Below are 21,095 nucleotides of genomic sequence, written 5' to 3'. Positions count from 1 at the left end.
AATGGGTGATCAGTTTCACGCTCGGCGAGAGGCGGTCAGCCACGCGTGGTGGGCTCGATAGCATCAAGCACCGGCCCGGACGGGGGACCGAAGCCACCCCCTGAGCCGTGTCCGCCCTGGGGCACCCCGTCCGCCGGTCCACGCAGCCGGAGGTGCCCATGAGTGCGGAGGCCACGAATTCCGTGACCCCAGGCCCGATGCCGGGCGCGGTGTCAGGACCGGTGACGCCGACGGCCCCGCGGAGAAAGGCCCGCCCCCGGATCGACCTGCGCCGCCTCGGCCGCGCCGCCCTGCTCGGTCCGGCCGCCCGCGACCGGCTGCCCGACGCCATCAGCCACGTCGTGGAGGCCCACCGCGCCCACCACCCCGACGCGAATCTCGATCCCCTGCACCGCGCCTACGTCCTGGCCGAGTCCTCACACCGCGGCCAGATGCGCAAGAGCGGCGAGCCGTACATCACGCACCCGCTCGCCGTCACCCTGATCCTCGCCGAACTCGGCGCCGAGACCACGACATTGACCGCGTCCCTGCTCCACGACACCGTCGAGGACACGGATGTGACGCTCGAACAGGTCCGCGAGCAGTTCGGCGAGGAGGTCCGCTACCTCGTCGACGGGGTCACCAAACTCGAGAAGGTCGACTACGGCGCCGCCGCCGAGCCCGAGACCTTCCGCAAGATGCTCGTCGCCACCGGCAACGACGTACGCGTCATGTCGATCAAACTCGCCGACCGGCTGCACAACATGCGCACCCTCGGCGTCATGCGCCCCGAGAAACAGGAGCGCATCGCGAAGGTGACACGTGACGTGCTCATCCCGCTCGCCGAACGGCTCGGCGTCCAGGCTCTCAAGACCGAACTGGAGGACCTGGTCTTCGCGATCCTGCACCCCGAGGAGTACGCGCACACCAGGGAACTGATCGTCCGCAACGCGGGCCGCGCGGAGGACCCGCTCGCCGAGGTCGCCGAAGAGGTGCGCGGCGTGCTGCGTGAGGCGGACATCCCGGCGGAAGTGCTCATCCGGCCCCGCCACTTCGTCTCCGTCCACCGGGTGTCCCGCAAACGCGGCCGGCTCCGCGGCTCCGACTTCGGCCGCGTCCTGGTACTCGTCAACGAGGACGCCGACTGTTACGGCGTCCTGGGCGAACTCCACACCTGCATGACGCCGGTGGTCTCGGAGTTCAAGGACTTCATCGCCGTACCGAAGTTCAACCTGTACCAGTCGCTGCACACGGCTGTGGCCCGGGAGGACGGCCAGGTCGTCGAAGTCCTCATCCGCACGCACCAGATGCACAAGGTCGCCGAGGCCGGAGTCGTGGCGCTGGGCAACCCGTACGCTCCGGCCGCCGAGGACCCGGCCGACGGCGAGCGCGTCGACCCCACCCGCCCCGGCTGGCTCTCCCGGCTCCTCGACTGGCAGGAGGCGGCGCCCGACCCCGACCACTTCTGGTCGACCCTGCGCGAGGACCTCGCCCAGGACCGCGAGATCACCGTGTTCCGGCCCGACGGCGGCACGCTCGGCCTGCCCGAGGGAGCGACCTGCGTGGACGCCGCCTACGCCCAGTACGGCGAGGACGCGCACGCGTGCATCGGCGCCCGCGTCAACGGCCGCCTGGCGACGCTGAGCACCGTCCTGAAGGACGGCGACACCGTCCAGCTCCTCATGGGGCAGGACCCGGCGTCCGAGCCCTCCCGCGAATGGCTGGAGCACGCCCACACACCCGCGGCCCGGATCGCCATCCAGCGGTGGCTGGCCGCCCACCCGGCGCAGGCCGAGGCCCAGCGGACCGACCCCGGGGAGGACCGGCAGGCCGAGGGACGCACGGCGGCTCCCCGGCCCGCCACCGCCGGCGCGACCGACCCGGACGGACCCGCCCCCGGCAACGTCCTCACCGACCGGTCCGGCGCGACCGTCCGGCTCGCCGGATGCTGCACACCGGTGCCACCCGACGAGATCGTCGGCTTCGCCGTGCGCGGGGGAGCGGTCACCGTGCACCGCGTGGAATGCGCGGCCGTGGCCCGTATGAAGGACGCGGGGCGTACCGAGGCCGGCGTGCGCTGGGGCGAGGCCACCGACTGCCGGGTCACGCTGGTCGCCGAATCGTTCGTCCGTCCGCACCTGCTCGCGGACCTCACCGAGGCCATGGCCCTGGAGGGCGCCGAGATCGTCTCCGCCACCGTCGAGCCCCCGGCCCAGCAACAGGTTCGCCACACCTACACCGTGCAACTCCCCGACGCGGCCCACCTGCCCGCCCTGATGCGCGCGATGCGCAACGTGGCCGGGGTGTACGACGTGGGCCGGGCCCAGCCGCAGCCGCTGGAGAGCTGAGCCGGTCCGGATTTCGGCCACCCGAGGGCGGCCACCGGCGCAGGCGCCGGTCCCCGGTTCGGGTGGGCCGGACGCGTGTCGTCCGGGTCGGGCGGGCACCCGCTGATAGCCGTGGGGCATGTTCCTCACCCCCCACAGACACGCTCCGCGCACGCGCCCCCGCAGAACGGCGGCGGTGCTGCTGGCCACGGCCGTCTCCGTCAGCCTCGTCGCCGCGAGCGCCCCCGTGGTTCCGCTCGGCGTCGGCGACCGCCTCTTCCCGCATCTGGGCAACCCCGGCTACGACGTGGCGGCGTACGACCTCTCCTTCACCTACCCCGGCACCAACGACAAGCCGCTGCGGGCCGTCACCACCATCGACGCGTGGACGACCGCGGACCTGGAACGCGTCAACCTCGACTTCGCCCACGGCACGGTCCGCTCGGTCGAGGTCGACGGCGAGCCCGCGAAGTTCGCCGCCGCCGGTGAGGACCTCGTGATCACGCCCGGGAAACCCGTGCCGGACGGCAACCGGATGAGGATCACCGTGCGGCACACCAGCGACCCCGTGCCGCCCAGGGGCCGCGAGGGCGGCTGGGTGCGCACCGCGGACGGCCTCGCCATGGCCAACCAGGCCGACGCCGCGCACCTGGTGTTCCCCGGCAACGACCACCCGTCCGACAAGGCGATGTTCACCATCCGGGTCACCGCGCCCGAGGGTCACACGGTCGTCGCGGGCGGCCTGCCCGCCGGTGTGCACACCTCCGGCGGTTCGACCACCTGGACCTACCGCACCCTGCACCCGATGGCCACCGAACTCGCGCAGGTCTCCATCGGCCGCTCCACGGTGCTGCACCGCTCCGGCCCGCAGGGACTGCCCGTGCGGGACGTCGTACCGACCCGGCACCGCAAGGCACTCGAACCCTGGCTGAGGAAGACCCCCGGGCAGATCGCCTGGATGGAGAGCAGGCTCGGCCGCTACCCCTTCGAGACCTACGGCCTGCTCGTGGCCGACGCCACCACCGGCTTCGAACTCGAGACCCAGACACTCTCCCTCTTCGAGCGGCAGCTCTTCACCGAGCCCGCCCACCCGAAGTGGTACGTCGAGTCGATCATGGTCCATGAGCTGGCCCACCAGTGGTTCGGCGACAGCGTCAGCCCCCGCACCTGGTCCGACCTGTGGCTCAACGAGGGACACGCCACCTGGTACGAGGCCCTCTACGCCGAGAAGCAGGGCGGCAAATCGCTGCGGGACCGTATGAAGTCCGCGTACGGCGCCTCGGACGGCTGGCGCGCGGCCGGCGGCCCACCCGCCGCCCCCAAGGCACCGGAGCCCGGGAACAAGATCGGCATCTTCCGGCACAACGTGTACGACGGCGCCGCGCTCGTCCTGTACGCCCTCCGCCAGGAGATCGGCGCCACGGCCTTCGAGAGCCTGCAGCGCGCCTGGGTCGGCCGCCACCGGGACGGCAACGCCTCGACGGCCGACTTCGTCCGGCTCGCCGGCGAAATCACCGGGCGCGACCTGGCCGCCTTCTTCCAGGACTGGCTGTACGGCAAGAAGACCCCGCCGATGCCGGGGCACCCGGACTGGAAGGCGGCCGCGCCCTCCGGAACGGCCGCCCGATAAGCCGGTGACGAGACGCCCCGTGCCGTGCGACCATCGACCTGTCGGCACGGCACGGAGCACCGGGAATCTCCCGGAGTGCTCATGCGTTGTGGACACTGACGGATCAGCTCCGGCTCCTTCGGAGCGGCGCTCCGTCGCCGTAAACGGTTTCCCAGCTACGTAAGGATCCAATGACCTCCTCTTCTTCCCCTTCCCAGGACACCAAGCGCTTCGCGCACAGCCACCCCGAGGGTCTTCGGGCCGATGCCCTGATGGAAGAGGACGTCGCCTGGAGCCACGAGATCGACGGAGAGCGGGACGGCGACCAGTTCGACCGCTCCGACCGCGCGGCCCTGCGCCGGGTGGCGGGCCTCTCCACCGAGCTCGAGGACGTCACCGAGGTCGAGTACCGCCAGCTCCGTCTGGAGCGGGTCGTCCTCGTCGGTGTCTGGACCTCGGGAACCGTGCAGGACGCCGAGAACTCCCTCGCGGAGCTCGCCGCCCTCGCGGAGACGGCGGGCGCGCTGGTGCTCGACGGTGTCATCCAGCGCCGCGACAAGCCCGACGCGGCCACGTACATCGGCTCCGGCAAGGCCGAGGAGCTGCGGGACGTCGTCCTGGAGACGGGCGCGGACACCGTGATCTGCGATGGTGAGCTCAGCCCGGGCCAGCTGATCCACCTCGAGGACGTCGTCAAGGTCAAGGTCATCGACCGTACGGCCCTGATCCTGGACATCTTCGCCCAGCACGCCAAGTCCCGGGAGGGCAAGGCGCAGGTCGCGCTCGCCCAGATGCAGTACATGCTGCCGAGGCTGCGAGGCTGGGGCCAGTCGCTGTCCCGGCAGATGGGCGGCGGCAAGGGCGGCGGCCTCGCCACCCGAGGTCCCGGTGAGACCAAGATCGAGACGGACCGGCGGCGGATCCGCGAGAAGATGGCGAAGATGCGCCGGGAGATCGCGGAGATGAAGACCGGCCGCGAGATCAAGCGCCAGGAGCGCAAGCGCCACAAGGTGCCCTCCGTCGCCATCGCGGGTTACACCAACGCCGGAAAGTCCTCGTTGCTCAACCGTCTCACGGGCGCGGGCGTGCTGGTGGAGAACGCCCTGTTCGCGACCCTCGACCCGACCGTGCGCCGGGCCGAGACCCCGAGCGGACGGCTGTACACGCTGGCCGACACGGTCGGCTTTGTGCGCCATCTGCCCCACCACCTGGTCGAGGCGTTCCGCTCCACGATGGAGGAGGTCGGCGAGTCCGACCTGATCCTGCACGTGGTGGACGGATCGCACCCGAACCCGGAGGAGCAGCTGGCCGCCGTGCGCGAGGTGGTCCGGGACGTCGGCGCCACGGACGTACCCGAGATCGTCGTGATCAACAAGGCGGACGCGGCCGACCCGCTGACGCTGCAGCGGCTGCTGCGGGTCGAGAAGCGTTCCATCGCCGTCTCGGCGCGTACCGGACGGGGCATCGAGCAGCTGCTCGCGCTCATCGACAACGAGCTGCCGCGCCCGTCGGTCGAGGTCGAGGCGCTCGTGCCGTACACGCACGGCAAGCTGGTCGCCCGTGCGCACGACGAGGGTGAGGTGATCTCCGAGGAGCACACTCCGGAGGGCACCCTGCTCAAGGTGCGGGTGCACGAGGAACTGGCGGCGGAACTCGCCCCGTACGTTCCGGCGCAGCTGGCCTGACCGGACGCTGAAGAGGCCCGCCCTTCGATTTGATCGGGGCGGGCCTCGAGCTTCATGCGCAGCACTCGGGACTGGGCGCCAAGTGCGTCAAGGGGACCTCAGCGCCCCGTGAACTTCTCGCTGACCGAGTCGTAGACGCCCTCGGCCACGTCGCCCAGCCGCGGCCCGGCCAGCCAGCCCGACTTCACCGGGCCGATCGACGTGTTGGACACCAGCGCCGGCCGGCCGTCCGAGCCGGCCGTGACCCAGCCGCCGCCGGAGGAACCGCCGGTCATGGTGCAGCCGATGCGGTACATCGTCGGCTCCGACGCGGCCAGCGACAGCCGGACCGGCCGGTCCTGGCACCGGTACAGCTTCTGCCCGTCGTACGGCGGCGCGGCCGGGTAACCGATCGCGGTCAGGCTCTTCACCTTCGGTACGGCGGGAGCGTTGAACTCGACCGGCAGCGCCGACCCGACCGTCTCCTCCAGCGACCTGCCGCCGCTGCCCTTCTCCGGCGTCACGTGGATGACCGCGAAGTCGTACGGCGCGCCGTCCCCGCCCGTCGAACCGCCCTGTTCGATCCACTGGTCCGACGTCTGCGCCCAGTCACCCCACCAGACACCGTACGGAGCGACGTCCTCCCGGGTGGCGTTCTCCAGTTCGGCGACCGGCCTGCCGTCGTCGTTGTACGACGGAACGAACGCGATGTTGCGGTACCAGCCGCCCTTCTTCCCCGCGTGCACGCAGTGGCCCGCCGTCCAGACCAGGTTGGACTTGCCCGGGTGAGCCGGGTCCTTCACCACGGTCGCAGAGCAGACGGCCGAACCCTTGGGCGAGTCGAAGAAGACCTTCCCGGCCGTGGGAACGCTGGCGTGGTACGACGGCGGCACCGCCCGCGCGTCGACCGGCTCGGGTGTGGGATCGGTCACGCCCTGGTCACCGGAGAGGTCGCTGTCGTCGACGACGCTCTGGCCGGGCTCCTCGGCCTCCCTCATGCGGTCCGGGTTCCAGAGCCCCTCGATGATCGGGTTGATGTACTCGTTGGCCTCGCGCAGCCAGTCGTCCCGGTCCCAGTTCTTCCAGGCGCCGTTCCTCCACTTGTCGACGTCGATGCCGTGCTCGCGAAGCCGGTCGCGGATGTCGTCCGGGATCCTCAGCTTGCCGTCGGAGGTGCTCGAGGACGCGGAGGCCTCACCACCCGCCGCGGCGTCGCCCGGCTCGCAGGCGGTGGCGGTCAGCGCGAGCGCCGAGGCGAGAGCCACGGCGGCCAGGACGGGGAAGTTCCTGCGGCGCGCCCTCCCCACGCGGCTGATGGCGGACGACGGCCGTATGGATCGCATGATCTGACTCCCCCAGATGTGGAACGAACGTGAACGGACCGGCGTCGCGGTCGCACCTTCCGCTGACTCACGGGCACTTCAGGCCGACCGCACCGCCCGGGAACGGCACCACACACTATGCAGTGGCTGTGGGGGAGGCCCGACGAGACCGCAACAGTTCCGTCACGGCAAGGATCTTGAGGCAACCCGTAACCCGGCGGGCGGCCCGGGGTTGGTAGCGGTGAGGGGCCTGCTGTCCGCGGGCGGTCCTCTGTGCCCGTGCCCAGTGGGAGGTCAGAGAAGTCGTGGCGGAACCGACCCCCGGGGGACGCACTGCCGAGGAGGCCGCTGGGCGTATGCCGGTGAACGCCCTTGCCCACGACGGCGACACGGCACCCGGCGCCCGCGCCGCGCACGAGGGGATCCTCCGTCGCCAGTCCGCACGCGAGTCCGCGGCCCGCACGTACGCCCGCGCCCTGCCGATCGTGCCGGTGCGGGCCCGCGGGCTGACCATCGAGGGCGCGGACGGCCGCCGCTACCTGGACTGCCTCTCGGGCGACGGCACTCTCGCGCTCGGGCACAACCACCCGGTCGTCCTCGAAGCCATCCGCAAGGTCCTCGACTCCGGCGCTCCCCTGAACGCTCTCGACCTCGCCACCCCCCTCAAGGACGCCTTCGTCACCGAACTGTTCCGCACCCTGCCTCCCGGACTCGCCGACCGCGCCCGGGTACGGTTCTGCGGACCGGCCGACACCGACGCCCTCGAAACCGCCTGCCGGCTCGCACGCGCGGCTACCGGACGGACCGGCCTCCTCGCGTTCACCGGCGCCGGTGACCAAGGGGCCCACGCGCCGCTCGAGGCGCACGGGCGCTGTACGTTCGGCGTCGCGGACGAGGCAGGCGCCGACCTCCCCGCTCGCTGGGCCGCTTCCCTCCTCGACGGCACCGAGCCGGACGTGCCACTCCCTGCCGCGGTGATCGTCGAGCCCGTCCCGGGCGCCAGCGGCGCGGCCCCCGAGCCCGACGTCTGGCTGCGGCGCCTGCGGCAGCTCTCCGCCGACCGGTCCGTCCCGCTGATCGCCGACGAGACCCGGACCGGTGTCGGCCGGACCGGCGCCTTCTGGGCGGTCCAGCACAGCCAGGTGACCCCCGATGTGATGGTCCTTTCCAAGGCCATCGGCGGCAGCCTGCCACTGTCGGTCGTGGTGTACCGCGACGACCTCGACGTGTGGGACCCCGGCGGCCACGCCGGCACATTCCCGGGCAACCAGCTCGCCATGGCCGCCGGCACGGCGACCCTCGCCCACGTCCGGGAGAACGACCTCGCCGAGCGCGCCGCGGATCTCGGGGCATGGATGCTGAGTCGGCTTCAGGGGCTCGCGGGGGAGTCCGCGTGCGTCGGTCAGGTGTGGGGGAGAGGGCTGATGATCGGGCTGGAGCTGGTGAATCCGGAGCAGTGGGATTCGGATGATTCCCCGGCCGGGGACGGCACGGGGGCGCCGACGATGCCGGACACCTCGCGCCGGCTTCTGCCCGCCGCGTCCGAACTGGCGGCCGCGGTCCGGCGGGAGTGCCTGCGACGGGGCCTCATCGTCGGACTCGGCGGCCGCCACACGAGCGTCGTACGGCTGCTGCCGCCCCTGACGATCACCGACGAGCAGGCGGCCGCAGTCCTGGAGCGCCTGGCGGATGCCGTCGTGGAAGTGGCTCGCTGCCATGGGCCGTAGGCGCCCGCAATCGTGAGCGTCATGATGCCCGACACCACAAGAGGCCACCCACGCCTTGAGCGGCCGTACCGCGACCCAGGCGCCACCGAGCAATCCGAGTAGCGCCCCTCGACCCGCAGGCTCCGCGCGCACCACCCGGAACCACCCCACGAGGTACCTGTCTTGAACGCCACCCCCGAGCCCGACGATCACACCGCGACGCCTGGACGAAGCCGCACCGGCTTCCCGGCCGTGGCGGCATCGGCGAACCCGGCGGTTCCGCGGCAGTGGCCTGGGACGCGGCCCGTCGGGACACGGCTCGACCGGGTGTGGGACCACAGCCCCACCGCCGACCCCCTGGGCCATCCCGACCCGCACACCGCCGCCCAGGCGGCAGCCGTGGAGAACCTGCTGCGCTGCTGGGTCCGCGAGACCAGCCGGCCCGCGCCCCGCGACGGCATCCTCCGCATCCCCCTTCCCGCCAGCGGCACGGCTCTGCTCGTGCCGGTCCGCTACTGGTCCCCCACGGGCTGGCACCGCTTCGGCCGGCCCCGTCTGGCCGACGCGCCCGATCACGCCCCTCCGGCGGACGCCGTCACCGTCGCCGCCCTGCTCTCCAGGGAGGCTTCCACAGACGCCTGCGGCCACGGCGGCGCTTGCGACGATGACGTCGTGCTGCCGGCGGGTGTCGCCGACTCCCTCCGCCGCGTCGCCGCCTTCGTCCGCCACCGCCGGGAACACCCCGTCGACAACCCCGACCTCTTCCTGGCCGCGGAACAGGCACTCGTCCTCGGCCACCCCCTGCACCCGACCCCGAAAAGCCGCGAGGGCCTCTCCGAGTCCGAAGCACCCCTGTACTCGCCCGAGTTGCGCGGCTCCTTCCCTCTGCACTGGATGGCTGTCGCCCCCTCCGTCCTCGCCACCGACTCCGCCTGGACCGAACGCGGCCGCCCTGTCGCAGCGGCCCGCCTCACCGCCCGCCTGGCCGGCCCCGGTCTGCCGCTGCCGGACGGGTACGTCCTCCTGCCCCTGCACCCCTGGCAGGCACGTGAAGTCCGGCACCGTCCGAAGACCGCTGCCCTGCTGAACAGCGGACTGCTCCGTGACCTCGGCACCCACGGCACTCCCTGGCACCCCACCTCCTCCGTACGAACCGTCTACCGGACCGGCGCCCCCGCGATGCTCAAGCTGTCGCTGGCCCTGCGCATCACCAACTCCCGTCGTGAAAACCTCCGCAAGGAACTGCACCGCGGCGTCGAGGTCCACCGCCTGCTCCGCAGCGGACTCGCCGAGCAGTGGCGGGCCGCCCATCCGGGCTTCGACATCGTGCGCGACCCGGCCTGGCTCGCCGTGGACGATTCCGACGGCGCCCCGTCGGCCGGACTGAACGTGGTGATCCGCCACAACCCGTTCAGCCCCTCGGACGAAGTCCTCTGTGTCGCCGGGCTCGTCTCGCCGCGCCCCTGCTCCCAGGTCCGCCCCGGAGCCGTTCCGAATCGCCCCGGGACATACGACCCGGCCCCGCGCTCCCGGCTGGCCGAAGTCGTCACCCGACTCGCCCGCCGGACCGGGCGGGCCCGCGGAGCCGTGGCCGTCGAGTGGTTCCTGCGCTACCTCGAGCACGTCGTGCGTCCCATCCTGTGGCTGGACGGTGAGGCCGGCATCGCCCTGGAGGCGCACCAGCAGAACACCCTGCTCCTGCTGGATACCGACGGCTGGCCCGCGGGCGGGCGCTACCGCGACAACCAGGGCTACTACTTCCGCGAGTCCCGGCGTGCCGACATCGACGCCAGGTTGCCCGGCGTCGGGAAGCAGAGCGACACCTTCGTCCGGGACGAGGTCACCGATGAGCGGTTCGCCTACTACCTGGGGGTCAACAACGTGCTCGGCCTCATCGGCGCGTTCGGCTCTCAGCGACTGGCCGACGAGCGGCTTCTGCTCGCCGCTTTCCGCCGGTTCCTCGGTGGCGTCGCCTCCGGCCCGGCCAGGCTGCGCACTCCGCTGCCCGCCCTCCTGCTCGACTCACCCGTCCTGCGCTGCAAGGCCAACCTGCTGACCCGGCTGCACGGCCTGGACGAGCTCGTCGGCCCGGTCGACACCCAGTCCGTCTATGTCACCATCGCCAACCCCCTGCACCCCTGATCACTCACAGCCGGTCTCCTTTCCTCCCCCTGAGGATCCGCCCCACTCCCCTTCCTGAGAGGAGCGTTTGGTGCCTCCCGCCGACCCGACCGCCAGTACCGGTTCCGCCGTCCCCGTCACCTCCGATGCGGGCGGGCACGGCGAGGACACCATGGAGCTGCGGCTGCCGGACGAACTCCTCGCCTTCGTCGCGGAGGAGGAGCCCGGCAGCGACAGGGCGCGCAAGCCGGGCCACGAGAGGGCCGAAGCCCAGGACGCCCTCCTCGACCGCCTCGGCGACTGGGGCCCCATCGACACATCCGCGGGCGTCTTCCACCTCGTCCCCGTTCGGATCGAACGCGACCTGCCGCTCGTCAGCCGCTGGATGAACGACCCCGCCGCCGAGGTGTTCTGGGAGCTGTCCGGGCCTCCCAACGTGGCGGAGGACCATATGCGCGCCCAGATCTCCGGCGACGGACGCAGTGTTCCGTGCATCGGCGTGCTGGACGGAACGCCGATGAGCTACTGGGAGGTCTACCGGGCGGACCTGGACCCGCTGGCCCGCCACTACCCGGCCCGGCCTCACGACACGGGGCTGCACCTTCTCGTCGGCGCGGTCGCCGACCGAGGGCGTGGTCTCGGCGGCCTGCTGCTCAGGGCCGTGGCCGATCTCGTTCTCGCGCGGCGCCCCTCCTGCGCCCGGGTCATCGCTGAACCCGACATTCGCAACACCCCCTCCATCGCTGCCTTCCTGACCGCGGGCTTCAGGTTCTCCTGCGAGGTCGACCTGCCCGCCAAGCGCGCCGCCCTCATGGTCCGAGACCGGTCCCTCCGGCACCTGTTGTAGCCCTGCGTCACCGCCCCGTCACTCATTGAACGCGGACTGTGCCGCGGCAGTTCCCGTTCACGTCACGGATTCTCGAGAGGCCGCCCGGTTCCCCGCTCGGCCGTCCCGCGTACCCCCTCACCTCCGAGGAGCCCAGGCCTTGATCCCGCCCACTGTCCCCGCCTTGATCACCCGATTGTCAGTGCTGGGTCGTAGGGTGGTCGCGCTATGACGAAGCCCTCACTCCCCGAACTCCTGCATGCCGCCGTCACTGCCGTCGGCGGTACGGAGCGCCCCGGTCAGGTGGCCATGGCCGAAGCCGTCGCGGAGGCGATCGACGACGGCTCCCATCTGCTGGTCCAGGCCGGCACCGGAACCGGCAAGTCACTGGGCTACCTGGTGCCCGCGCTCGCGCACGGGGAGCGGGTGGTCGTCGCGACCGCCACCCTGGCCCTGCAGCGCCAGCTGGTGGAGCGCGACCTGCCGAGAACGGTCGAGTCGCTGCACCCGCTGCTGCGCCGCCGCCCGGAGTTCGCGATGCTGAAGGGCCGGTCGAACTACCTGTGCCTGCACAGACTGCACGAGGGAGTTCCGCAGGACGAGGAGGAGGGCCTCTTCGACCAGTTCGAGGCAGCCGCCCCCACCAGCAGACTGGGCCAGGACCTGCTGCGGGTGCGTGACTGGGCCGACGAGACCGAGACCGGCGACCGTGACGACCTCACACCCGGCATCTCGGACCGGGCCTGGGCCCAGGTGTCCGTGTCGTCGAGGGAGTGCCTCGGCGCCTCGAAGTGTGCCTACGGGGCCGAGTGCTTCGCCGAGATGGCCCGTGAGCGTGCCAAGCTGTCCGACGTCGTCGTCACCAACCACGCGCTGCTCGCGATCGACGCCATCGAGGGCGCCCCGGTCCTCCCGCAGCACGAGGTGCTCATCGTCGACGAGGCGCACGAACTGGTCTCCCGGGTCACCGGAGTCGCCACCGGCGAGCTCACTCCCGGCCAGGTCAACCGCGCGGTGCGCCGTGCCGCGAAACTCGTCAACGAGAAGGCCGCGGACCAGCTCCAGACCGCGGCCGAGGGTTTCGAGCGACTGATGGAGCTGGCACTGCCGGGGCGCCTTGAGGAGATCCCCGAGGACCTCGGCTATGCGCTCATGGCGCTGCGCGACGCGTGCCGTACGGTCATCTCCGCGATCGGCGCGACCCGCGACAAGTCCGTCCAGGACGAGGACGCCGTCCGCAAGCAGGCCCTGGCCTCCGTGGAGAACGTGCACGATGTGGCGGAGCGGATCACGAACGGCTCCGAATGGGACGTGGTCTGGTACGAGCGTCATGACCGCTTCGGGGCTTCCCTTCGCGTGGCCCCCATGTCGGTCTCGGGGCTGCTGCGGGAGAAACTCTTCGCGGACCGCTCGGTGGTGTTGACGTCCGCGACGCTGAAACTGGGCGGCGACTTCAACGGCGTCGGAGCCTCCCTCGGGCTCGCCCCCGAGGGCTCCGAGGGCGACGACCTCCCGCAGTGGAAGGGCATCGACGTCGGCTCGCCGTTCGACTACCGCAAGCAAGGCATCCTCTACGTCGCCAGGCACCTCGCGCGCCCCGCGCGGGACGGCGACCGCGCGGACATGCTCGACGAACTCACGGAGCTGATCCAGGCGGCGGGCGGGCGCACCCTGGGCCTGTTCTCCTCCATGCGGGGTGCCCAGGTCGCGGCGGAGGAGCTGCGGTCCCGGATCCCGGAGTACCCGATCCTCCTCCAGGGGGAGGAGACCCTCGGCGAGCTCATCAAGAACTTCGCGGCCGATCCCAGGACCTGCCTCTTCGGCACACTGTCGCTGTGGCAGGGAGTGGACGTCCCCGGACCGAGCTGCCAGCTGGTGGTCATGGACAAGATCCCGTTCCCGCGGCCGGACGATCCTCTGATGAGTGCCCGGCAGAAGGCCGTGGAGGAGGCGGGCGGCAACGGCTTCATGGCGGTCGCCGCCACTCACGCCGCCCTCCTCATGGCCCAGGGCGCCGGCCGTCTCGTGCGGGCCTCGGGCGACCGCGGTGTCGTCGCCGTCCTGGACCAGCGTCTGGCGACCGCCCGGTACGGGAGCTTTCTGCAGGCGTCGCTGCCCGACTTCTGGTACACGACGGACCGTAATCAGGTGCGGAAGTCGCTGGCGGCGATCGACGCGATGGCGCGGCAGGCGGAAGCCGAGTGAGTCCCGGGGTGGTCTGCGGCGAGTCGGACGCAGGCGGCCCCTCTCTCACCGGCCGTGCCCGTGCCGGGCCCGGACAGCGCAGGGCCCCGGAACCGGCGCAGGGGTCCCGGGGCCCGGTCAGGGGGGTGGGCCGAGGGGCCCACCTGACGCGGCGCGTGCTGTCAGACGCGGCGCAGCACGGCCACCACCTTGCCGAGGATGGTCGCGTCGTCGCCCGGAATCGGCTCGTAGGCCGCGTTGTGCGGCAGGAGCCAGACATGGCCGTCCTCGCGCTTGAAGCGCTTGACGGTGGCTTCGCCGTCGAGCATGGCGGCCACGATGTCGCCGTTCTCGGCGACCGGCTGGCGGCGGACCGTTACCCAGTCGCCGTCGCAGATCGCGGCCTCGATCATCGAGTCACCGACGACCTTGAGGACGAACAGCTCACCGTCGCCGACGAGCTGGCGGGGCAGAGGAAAGACGTCCTCGACGGATTCCTCGGCGAGGATCGGGCCACCGGCGGCGATGCGGCCGACCAGCGGAACGTACGACGCGGCCGGCTTGCCGGCGGTGTCCGTGGGCTGCACGGAGGCGGCCTGGTCGGAACCGCGCACCTCGTACGCGCGCGGGCGGTGCGGGTCGCGGCGCAGGAAGCCCTTGCGCTCCAGCGCCATCAGCTGGTGTGCGACGGAGGAGGTGCTGGAGAGGCCGACGGCCTGGCCGATCTCCCGCATCGACGGCGGGTAGCCGCGCCGCTGCACCGAGTCCCTGATCACTTCGATCACGCGGCGCTGGCGGTCGGTGAGTCCCGAGCTGTCCGCCCGGATGCCGGGAGGTCGGCCCGGCAGGGAGCGCTTGTGCCCCTCTGGGGTCGTGGCTTCGTTCATCGCGTGCACCGGCTCCAGTCGGCCCTGTGAGCGCTCCTGGGCAGTGATGGTGGCACTGTCTGCGGTGGTGGTCACGTCGGCCCCTCTCGATGGTCTCCCTGCTGGACAACGGTAGTTGCTTTCGAAAGGTTGCGCCAAACACACGTTCGAGTGAAAAACCGCGAATCGCCGGACGCGGTCATGCGCCCGGGTGTATTGGCAGCCGTGCCACCTGGCAGGCAAAAGGGTTCATTGCTGTACTCTTCACCGCCGGGGTGATCACCTGGTGGACTGTTGCCCCAGTCTGCCATCCGGCATTCCCCCGCCTCGGGATCCGCCCTCATCTGTGCGGGAGTCCCACGCCCCCTCCTCGCGGCGCCCACGGTATCTCCGCATGCGCCCGGGTCATACGACCGCGCGTCGATGAATCCGGCCGGCGGGTCGGCCCGGTGGGAGCGGGGGTGCGGCCGCGGGCGCCCGAGGCCGGTCCGCCCGCGCCGATCGCGTCCCACCTGCGCGGGAGTGCGCGACGCGCGCGCGTACGGCGTGGATGTATGAGCCAATCCCCACATCTAGTGGTTGGATTGCTACAGCAGCCCACAAGTTGTGGTCCCCCGGGTCTCGGCACTCATGGTCATCACCTATGCTGGGGGCTGCTTCGTGGGGCGAAAGAGGCCCCGCGAGGCTATTGAGTCTGCTGTGAGGAGGGTTGGGAGTTCATGCACTGCCCCTTCTGCAGGCACCCCGACAGCCGCGTCGTCGACAGCCGTACGACGGACGACGGCACGTCGATCCGCAGGCGCCGCCAGTGTCCGGACTGCTCCCGTCGTTTCACGACCGTGGAGACGTGTTCGCTCATGGTGGTCAAGCGGTCCGGAGTCACCGAACCCTTCAGTCGCACCAAGATCATCAACGGGGTGCGCAAGGCGTGCCAGGGGCGGCCCGTCACCGAGGACGCGCTGGCCCAGCTCGGCCAGCGGGTCGAGGAGGCGGTGCGGGCCACCGGAAGCGCCGAGCTGACCACGCACGACGTGGGGCTGGCCATACTCGGCCCGCTGCAGGAGCTCGATCTCGTCGCCTACCTGCGATTCGCCTCCGTCTACCGGGCGTTCGACTCGCTCGAGGACTTCGAGGCGGCCATCACGGAGCTGAGGGAAGGGACGGGGCGCCCCGGAATGGACGACGGCGACCGTGAGGGCGCGGCGGCGGGGAGCCAGGAAGACGATGACGGGCCCGGAGGGACCACGCAGGTCCCCGAGCCCGCCGGCGCCGCCGACTGACCGGCGGGCCGGGCCCCGGAAGGCAGCTCCGGGCCCGGCCGGGCGGCGGCGGCATGAAGACCTGTTGCGGGTGGTGAGTGGATGCCCGCAACACCAGACAGAACACCGTGCCACGGGAACAAACGGGGCACTTCAGGGCGTTTTCGCCCGTACAGGGAGGCGGCATGACAGAGACGGCGAGCGGTCCGGCACGGAGTTCCCGCGCCAAGGGCACCAAGGCGAGCAAGGGCCTGCGTATCGAGCGCATCCACACCACTCCTGGGGTCCACCCCTACGACGAGGTGGCGTGGGAGAGCCGTGACGTCGTCATGACCAACTGGCGCGACGGCTCGGTCAACTTCGAGCAGCGCGGCGTCGAGTTCCCCGACTTCTGGTCGGTGAACGCGGTCAACATCGTCACCAGCAAGTACTTCCGCGGTGCCGTCGGCACCCCGCAGCGCGAGACCAGCCTCAAGCAGCTGATCGACCGCATCGTGAAGACGTACCGGAAGGCCGGCGAGGACCACAAGTACTTCGCCTCGCCCGCCGACGCCGAGATCTTCGAGCACGAGCTGGCGTACGCCCTCCTGCACCAGATCTTCAGCTTCAACAGCCCCGTCTGGTTCAACGTCGGCACCAAGCAGCCCCAGCAGGTCTCCGCCTGCTTCATCCTGTCCGTCGACGACTCCATGGAGTCGATCCTCGACTGGTACAAGGAAGAGGGCATGATCTTCAAGGGCGGCTCCGGAGCCGGCCTGAACCTCTCCCGGATCCGCTCCTCCAAGGAACTGCTGTCCTCCGGCGGCAACGCCTCCGGTCCGGTCTCCTTCATGCGCGGCGCCGACGCCTCCGCCGGCACCATCAAGTCCGGTGGCGCCACCCGCCGCGCCGCCAAGATGGTCGTCCTCGACGTGGACCACCCGGACATCGAGGACTTCATCGAGACCAAGGTCAAGGAAGAGGAGAAGATCCGCGTCCTGCGCGACGCGGGCTTCGACATGGACCTGGGCGGCGACGACATCACGTCCGTCCAGTACCAGAACGCCAACAACTCGGTCCGTGTGAACGACGAGTTCATGAAGGCGGTCGAGCAGGGCGGTCGGTTCGGGCTGCGCGGCCGGATGACCGGCGAGGTCATCGAGGAGGTCGACGCCAAGGCGCTCTTCCGCAAGATCGCCGAGGCCGCCTGGGCCTGTGCCGACCCCGGCATCCAGTACGACGACACCATCAACGGCTGGCACACCTGCCCCGAGTCCGGCCGGATCACCGCGTCGAACCCGTGCAGCGAGTACATGCACCTGGACAACACGTCCTGCAACCTGGCCTCGCTGAACCTGATGAAGTTCCTCAAGGACGACGGCAAGGGTAACCAGTCCTTCGAGGCCGAGCGCTTCCAGAAGATCGTCGAGCTGGTCATCACCGCGATGGACATCTCGATCTGCTTCGCCGACTTCCCGACCCAGAAGATCGGCGAGAACACGCGCGCGTTCCGCCAGCTCGGCATCGGCTACGCCAACCTCGGCGCCCTGCTGATGGCCACCGGTCACGCCTACGACTCCGACGGCGGCCGCGCCCTCGCCGGCGCCATCACCTCCCTGATGACGGGTACGGCGTACCGCCGCTCCGCCGAACTCGCCTCGGTGGTCGGCCCGTACGACGGCTACGCCCGCAACGCCGACGCGCACAAGCGCGTCATGAAGCAGCACTTCGACGCCAACGACAAGGCCGTCCGCATGGACGACCTGGACACCCCGGTGTGGGCCGCCGCCAGCGAGGCCTGGGGGGACGTGCTGCGCCTCGGCGAGAAGAACGGTTTCCGTAACTCCCAGGCGTCCGTGCTCGCCCCGACCGGCACCATCGGCCTCGCGATGTCCTGCGACACCACCGGTGTCGAGCCCGACCTCGCGCTGGTGAAGTTCAAGAAGCTGGTCGGCGGCGGCTCGATGCAGATCGTCAACGGCACGGTCCCGCAGGCCCTGCGCCGCCTGGGCTACCTCGAGGAGCAGATCGAGGCGATCGTCGCCCACATCGCCGAGCACGGCAACGTGATCGACGCCCCCGGTCTCAAGCCCGAGCACTACGAGGTCTTCGACTGCGCCATGGGCGAGCGGGCCATCTCCCCGATGGGTCACGTCCGCATGATGGCCGCGATCCAGCCGTGGATCTCCGGCGCCATCTCCAAGACGGTCAACATGCCGGAGTCGGCGACCGTCGAGGAGGTCGAGGAGATCTACTTCGAGGCCTGGAAGCTGGGCGTCAAGGCGCTCGCGATCTACCGCGACAACTGCAAGGTCGGCCAGCCGCTCTCCGCCAAGAAGAAGGAGGAGAAGAAGGCCGAGGAGCCCGCGGTCGTCGAGACCAAGGTCGAGAAGGTGGTCGAGTACCGCCCGGTCCGCAAGCGTCTGCCGAAGGGACGTCCCGGCATCACCACGTCCTTCACCGTCGGCGGCGCCGAGGGTTACATGACCGCCAACTCCTACCCGGACGACGGTCTCGGCGAGGTCTTCCTGAAGATGTCCAAGCAGGGCTCGACCCTCGCGGGCATGATGGACGCCTTCTCCATCGCGGTCTCCGTCGGCCTCCAGTACGGCGTGCCGCTGGAGACGTACGTCTCGAAGTTCACGAACATGCGCTTCGAGCCGGCCGGTATGACGGACGACCCGGACGTGCGGATGGCGCAGTCGATCGTCGACTACATCTTCCGCCGCCTGGCGCTGGACTTCCTGCCCTTCGAGACGCGCTCCGCGCTCGGCATCCACTCCGCCGAAGAGCGCCAGCGCCACCTGGAGACCGGTTCGTACGAGCCGTCCGAGGACGAGGTGGACGTCGAGGGCCTGGCCCAGTCGGCCCCCCGGGCGCAGGAGCTGAAGGCCCTCACCAGGCCTCAGGACGACGAGGCGGCCAAGCCCGCCCCGCAGCAGGCCCACACCAGTGCCGAACTGGTCGAGATGCAGCTGGGCATCCAGGCCGACGCACCGCTGTGCTTCTCCTGCGGTACGAAGATGCAGCGCGCCGGGTCCTGCTACATCTGCGAGGGCTGCGGTTCGACGAGCGGCTGCAGCTGACGCCGGGCGCCTGAGCCGATGACAGAGGGGCACCGCCTTCGGGTGGTGCCCCTCTTGCCGCAGGCGGCAGAGACCTCAGGGGCGGTGTGCCGCGCCCATCGTGCTGGTGAAGGACGCCGGATCGCCTTCGAAGCCGCGCAGGCCGGGCCGGAAACCCCATGGGCCCGAGCCGTCCCGGGCGAACTCGGCCACAGTCGCCGCGGTGGCGCCGAGGACACCGCCGAAGTCGTCCTCCGCGAGGACCGTGTAGCCCTCGCGGATGCGCAGGCCGGGGTTGACCACACTGACGAACGTGCGTTCCGCGGGGTGCTGCTGGATGACGACACCGACCACCACGCGCGCGTACCGGGCGTCGAGCCGGTCGAGTTCCAGGGTCATCACTTCGTCGTAGCCGAAGCCCTGGCCGTCCTTGCTGTCCCGGTTGAGATAGATGGTGCCGTCGGGGGAGCGGCTGTCGAAGTGCACCACATAGGCGGGCTCCCCGTACGGATCGTCCGCCCGGTAGGTCGCCGCGACGAGGTCCAGATCGGTGGACGGCTGCCCCGCCGGACTGGGATCCCACCGCATCGCGATCTCGACCTTGCGAAGCCCCTTGCTGATCCCGTCCACTGCGGTCCCCTTCCCCGTACCGACTCGCCCGTTCGCCCCAACTGCCGGGCACTCACGACTGTTTGTCCATCCTGCCACGCGCAGGCGTGCGACCACCGGGGAGCGGTCCAGTCGAGAGTGACCGGCGCCACGTCCCGTGGCCTTACCATGGCGCGGTGCTGGTCAAGTGGATTCGCTGCACCGTGGTGGACCGCCGCGGGTTCGAGCGGGGGCAGCGGAAGTGGGCGGGGCTTCTGGGGGAGCCGGGGTTTCGGGGACAGGGGGGTGGCTGGAGCCGGGGGCGGCCGGACGTGGCGCACATCTTCGCCTTCTGGGAGAGCCGCGCCTTCTACGACTCCTTCATGGCGCGATCCCACGACCGGCTCGCGTCGGCCCAGTCGGGCACGTTCAAGGACGCCCAGACCAGGCTGTTCGACTACCGCTTCGACGTGAAGACCGGCTTCGAACCGCGCTTCACGGACGCGGACCTGCTGCGCGTGGCGCTCTGCCGGGTCCACCGGGAACGGGCGGAGCACTTCGTGCTCATGCAGGAGAAGGTCTGGAACCCGGCGATGGCCGGATCACCCGGCATGGTACGCGGGCTCTTCGGCGAGGCACCCGGGCACGAGTACCTGGTGCTGTCGATGTGGAGATCGGCCGCCGAGCACGGCAAGTACCGCACTGAACGGGTGGAACGGCTCGCCCTGAGAGCCCAGACGGAGGCGGACGTGGCGGCGCTCACCGGGGACGTCGTGGACATGGAGCCGAGCTGGACGGTGTGACGCGGCCCGGTAGGTGCTGAAGGAGAGGTTCCGGTCGGGTGGGTGTGTGATCTGCGGTGCGGAATCTGTGTGACCTACGCTGTATGGGTGCGGTACGTGTGCTCGGCGAGGCCTCACCCGATCTAGGGTCTTGGCATGGCACGACCACGGCGCATCGTCCTTGTCCGGCACGGCGAGTCAACGGGCAATGTTGATGACTCCGTGTACGAGCGTGTACCCGACCACGCCCTCGCGCTGACCGAGCGGGGACGGCGGCAGGCGGAGGCGACCGGCGAGAAGCTGCGCGAGCTGTTCGGTGACGAGCGCGTCAGCGTGTACGTCTCCCCGTACCGCCGCACCCACGAGACACTGCGCGCCTTCCACCTCGACGCCGGCCTGATACGGGTGCGTGAGGAGCCCCGGCTGCGCGAGCAGGACTGGGGCAACTGGCAGGACCGGGACGAGGTCCGCCTCCAGAAGGCCTACCGTGACGCGTACGGCCACTTCTTCTACCGCTTCGCACAGGGCGAGTCCGGTGCCGACGTCTACGACCGGGTCGGAGGCTTCCTGGAGAGCCTGTTCCGCAGTTTCGAGGACCCCGATCACCCGCCGAACGTGCTGATCGTGACCCACGGTCTGGCCATGCGGCTGTTCTGCATGCGGTGGTTCCACTGGACGGTCGCGGAGTTCGAGTCACTGTCGAACCCGGGGAACGGCGAGGTGCGGATGCTCGTTCTGGGAGACGACGGCAAGTACACGCTCGACCGGCCGTTCGACCGCTGGCGAGATCCTGAGCCGTACGGGATCAGCGGATAGAG

At 70.7% G+C, this 21,095-nt stretch carries 14 protein-coding genes; 11 read left to right on the top strand and 3 right to left on the bottom strand.

Annotation, left to right across the window (positions count from 1 at the left end):
• Positions 1 to 158: 158 nt before the first annotated feature.
• The 3 genes from IE212_RS17940 (at position 159) to hflX (ending at position 5,600) form a co-directional block, all read left to right on the top strand.
• Complete coding sequence (locus IE212_RS17940) at positions 159 to 2,327, top strand: RelA/SpoT family protein (RefSeq protein ID WP_190198872.1); 2,169 nt, start codon at positions 159 to 161, stop codon at positions 2,325 to 2,327.
• Positions 2,328 to 2,445: 118 nt separating this feature from the next.
• A complete protein-coding gene (locus tag IE212_RS17935; RefSeq protein ID WP_190198871.1) occupies positions 2,446 to 3,936 on the top strand; it encodes a M1 family metallopeptidase in 1,491 nt (496 codons plus the stop codon).
• A 170-nt stretch (positions 3,937 to 4,106) separates the two neighbouring features.
• A complete protein-coding gene (hflX, locus tag IE212_RS17930) occupies positions 4,107 to 5,600 on the top strand; it encodes a GTPase HflX (protein WP_190198870.1) in 1,494 nt (497 codons plus the stop codon).
• A gap of 98 nt (positions 5,601 to 5,698) precedes the next feature.
• Here hflX and IE212_RS17925 read toward each other — a convergent pair whose 3' ends face one another.
• Complete coding sequence (locus tag IE212_RS17925; RefSeq protein ID WP_190198869.1) at positions 5,699 to 6,922, bottom strand: trypsin-like serine peptidase; 1,224 nt, start codon at positions 6,920 to 6,922, stop codon at positions 5,699 to 5,701.
• Between the two features lie 335 nt (positions 6,923 to 7,257).
• Between IE212_RS17925 and IE212_RS17920 the strand changes: the two genes are divergently transcribed.
• The 4 genes from IE212_RS17920 to IE212_RS17905 all read left to right on the top strand — a co-directional run bounded on the left by IE212_RS17920 (position 7,258) and on the right by IE212_RS17905 (position 13,759).
• Entirely contained in the window at positions 7,258 to 8,628 is a 1,371-nt protein-coding gene (locus IE212_RS17920) for an aminotransferase class III-fold pyridoxal phosphate-dependent enzyme (RefSeq protein ID WP_190198868.1), read from the top strand.
• Positions 8,629 to 8,790: 162 nt separating this feature from the next.
• On the top strand, positions 8,791 to 10,749 hold the full coding sequence (locus tag IE212_RS17915; protein ID WP_190198867.1) for an IucA/IucC family protein: 1,959 nt from the start codon (positions 8,791 to 8,793) through the stop codon (positions 10,747 to 10,749).
• A gap of 70 nt (positions 10,750 to 10,819) precedes the next feature.
• Positions 10,820 to 11,575, top strand: coding sequence for a GNAT family N-acetyltransferase (locus tag IE212_RS17910; RefSeq protein ID WP_229864401.1), 756 nt, complete (start codon positions 10,820 to 10,822; stop codon positions 11,573 to 11,575).
• A 207-nt stretch (positions 11,576 to 11,782) separates the two neighbouring features.
• Entirely contained in the window at positions 11,783 to 13,759 is a 1,977-nt protein-coding gene (locus IE212_RS17905; protein WP_190198866.1) for an ATP-dependent DNA helicase, read from the top strand.
• Between the two features lie 161 nt (positions 13,760 to 13,920).
• Here the strand turns inward: IE212_RS17905 and lexA are convergent, their stop codons facing one another.
• The gene (gene lexA / locus IE212_RS17900) at positions 13,921 to 14,700 is read right to left on the bottom strand and encodes a transcriptional repressor LexA (RefSeq protein ID WP_190198865.1); all 780 of its coding nucleotides are present in this window, start codon (positions 14,698 to 14,700) and stop codon (positions 13,921 to 13,923) included.
• A 623-nt stretch (positions 14,701 to 15,323) separates the two neighbouring features.
• Between lexA and nrdR the strand changes: the two genes are divergently transcribed.
• Positions 15,324 to 15,884 carry a transcriptional regulator NrdR gene (nrdR, locus tag IE212_RS17895; RefSeq protein ID WP_190198864.1) on the top strand — a complete coding sequence of 187 codons (561 nt, stop codon included), beginning with the start codon at positions 15,324 to 15,326 and terminating at the stop codon, positions 15,882 to 15,884.
• A 164-nt stretch (positions 15,885 to 16,048) separates the two neighbouring features.
• A complete protein-coding gene (locus IE212_RS17890) occupies positions 16,049 to 18,928 on the top strand; it encodes a vitamin B12-dependent ribonucleotide reductase (RefSeq protein ID WP_190198863.1) in 2,880 nt (959 codons plus the stop codon).
• Between the two features lie 75 nt (positions 18,929 to 19,003).
• Here the strand turns inward: IE212_RS17890 and IE212_RS17885 are convergent, their stop codons facing one another.
• Positions 19,004 to 19,537 (bottom strand): TerD family protein, encoded by a 534-nt coding sequence (locus IE212_RS17885; protein WP_190198862.1) that lies wholly within the window; start codon positions 19,535 to 19,537, stop codon positions 19,004 to 19,006.
• A 155-nt stretch (positions 19,538 to 19,692) separates the two neighbouring features.
• Between IE212_RS17885 and IE212_RS17880 the strand changes: the two genes are divergently transcribed.
• Entirely contained in the window at positions 19,693 to 20,298 is a 606-nt protein-coding gene (locus IE212_RS17880) for a YdbC family protein (RefSeq protein ID WP_190198861.1), read from the top strand.
• 135 nt (positions 20,299 to 20,433) lie between these two features.
• A complete protein-coding gene (locus IE212_RS17875; protein ID WP_190198860.1) occupies positions 20,434 to 21,093 on the top strand; it encodes a histidine phosphatase family protein in 660 nt (219 codons plus the stop codon).
• Positions 21,094 to 21,095 lie beyond the last annotated feature (2 nt).

This window comes from Streptomyces djakartensis, assembly GCF_014651075.1.
GTDB lineage: Bacteria > Actinomycetota > Actinomycetes > Streptomycetales > Streptomycetaceae > Streptomyces > Streptomyces djakartensis.
Note: the sequence above shows the minus strand (reverse complement) of the source record. Positions and strands in the feature narration are given on the sequence as shown.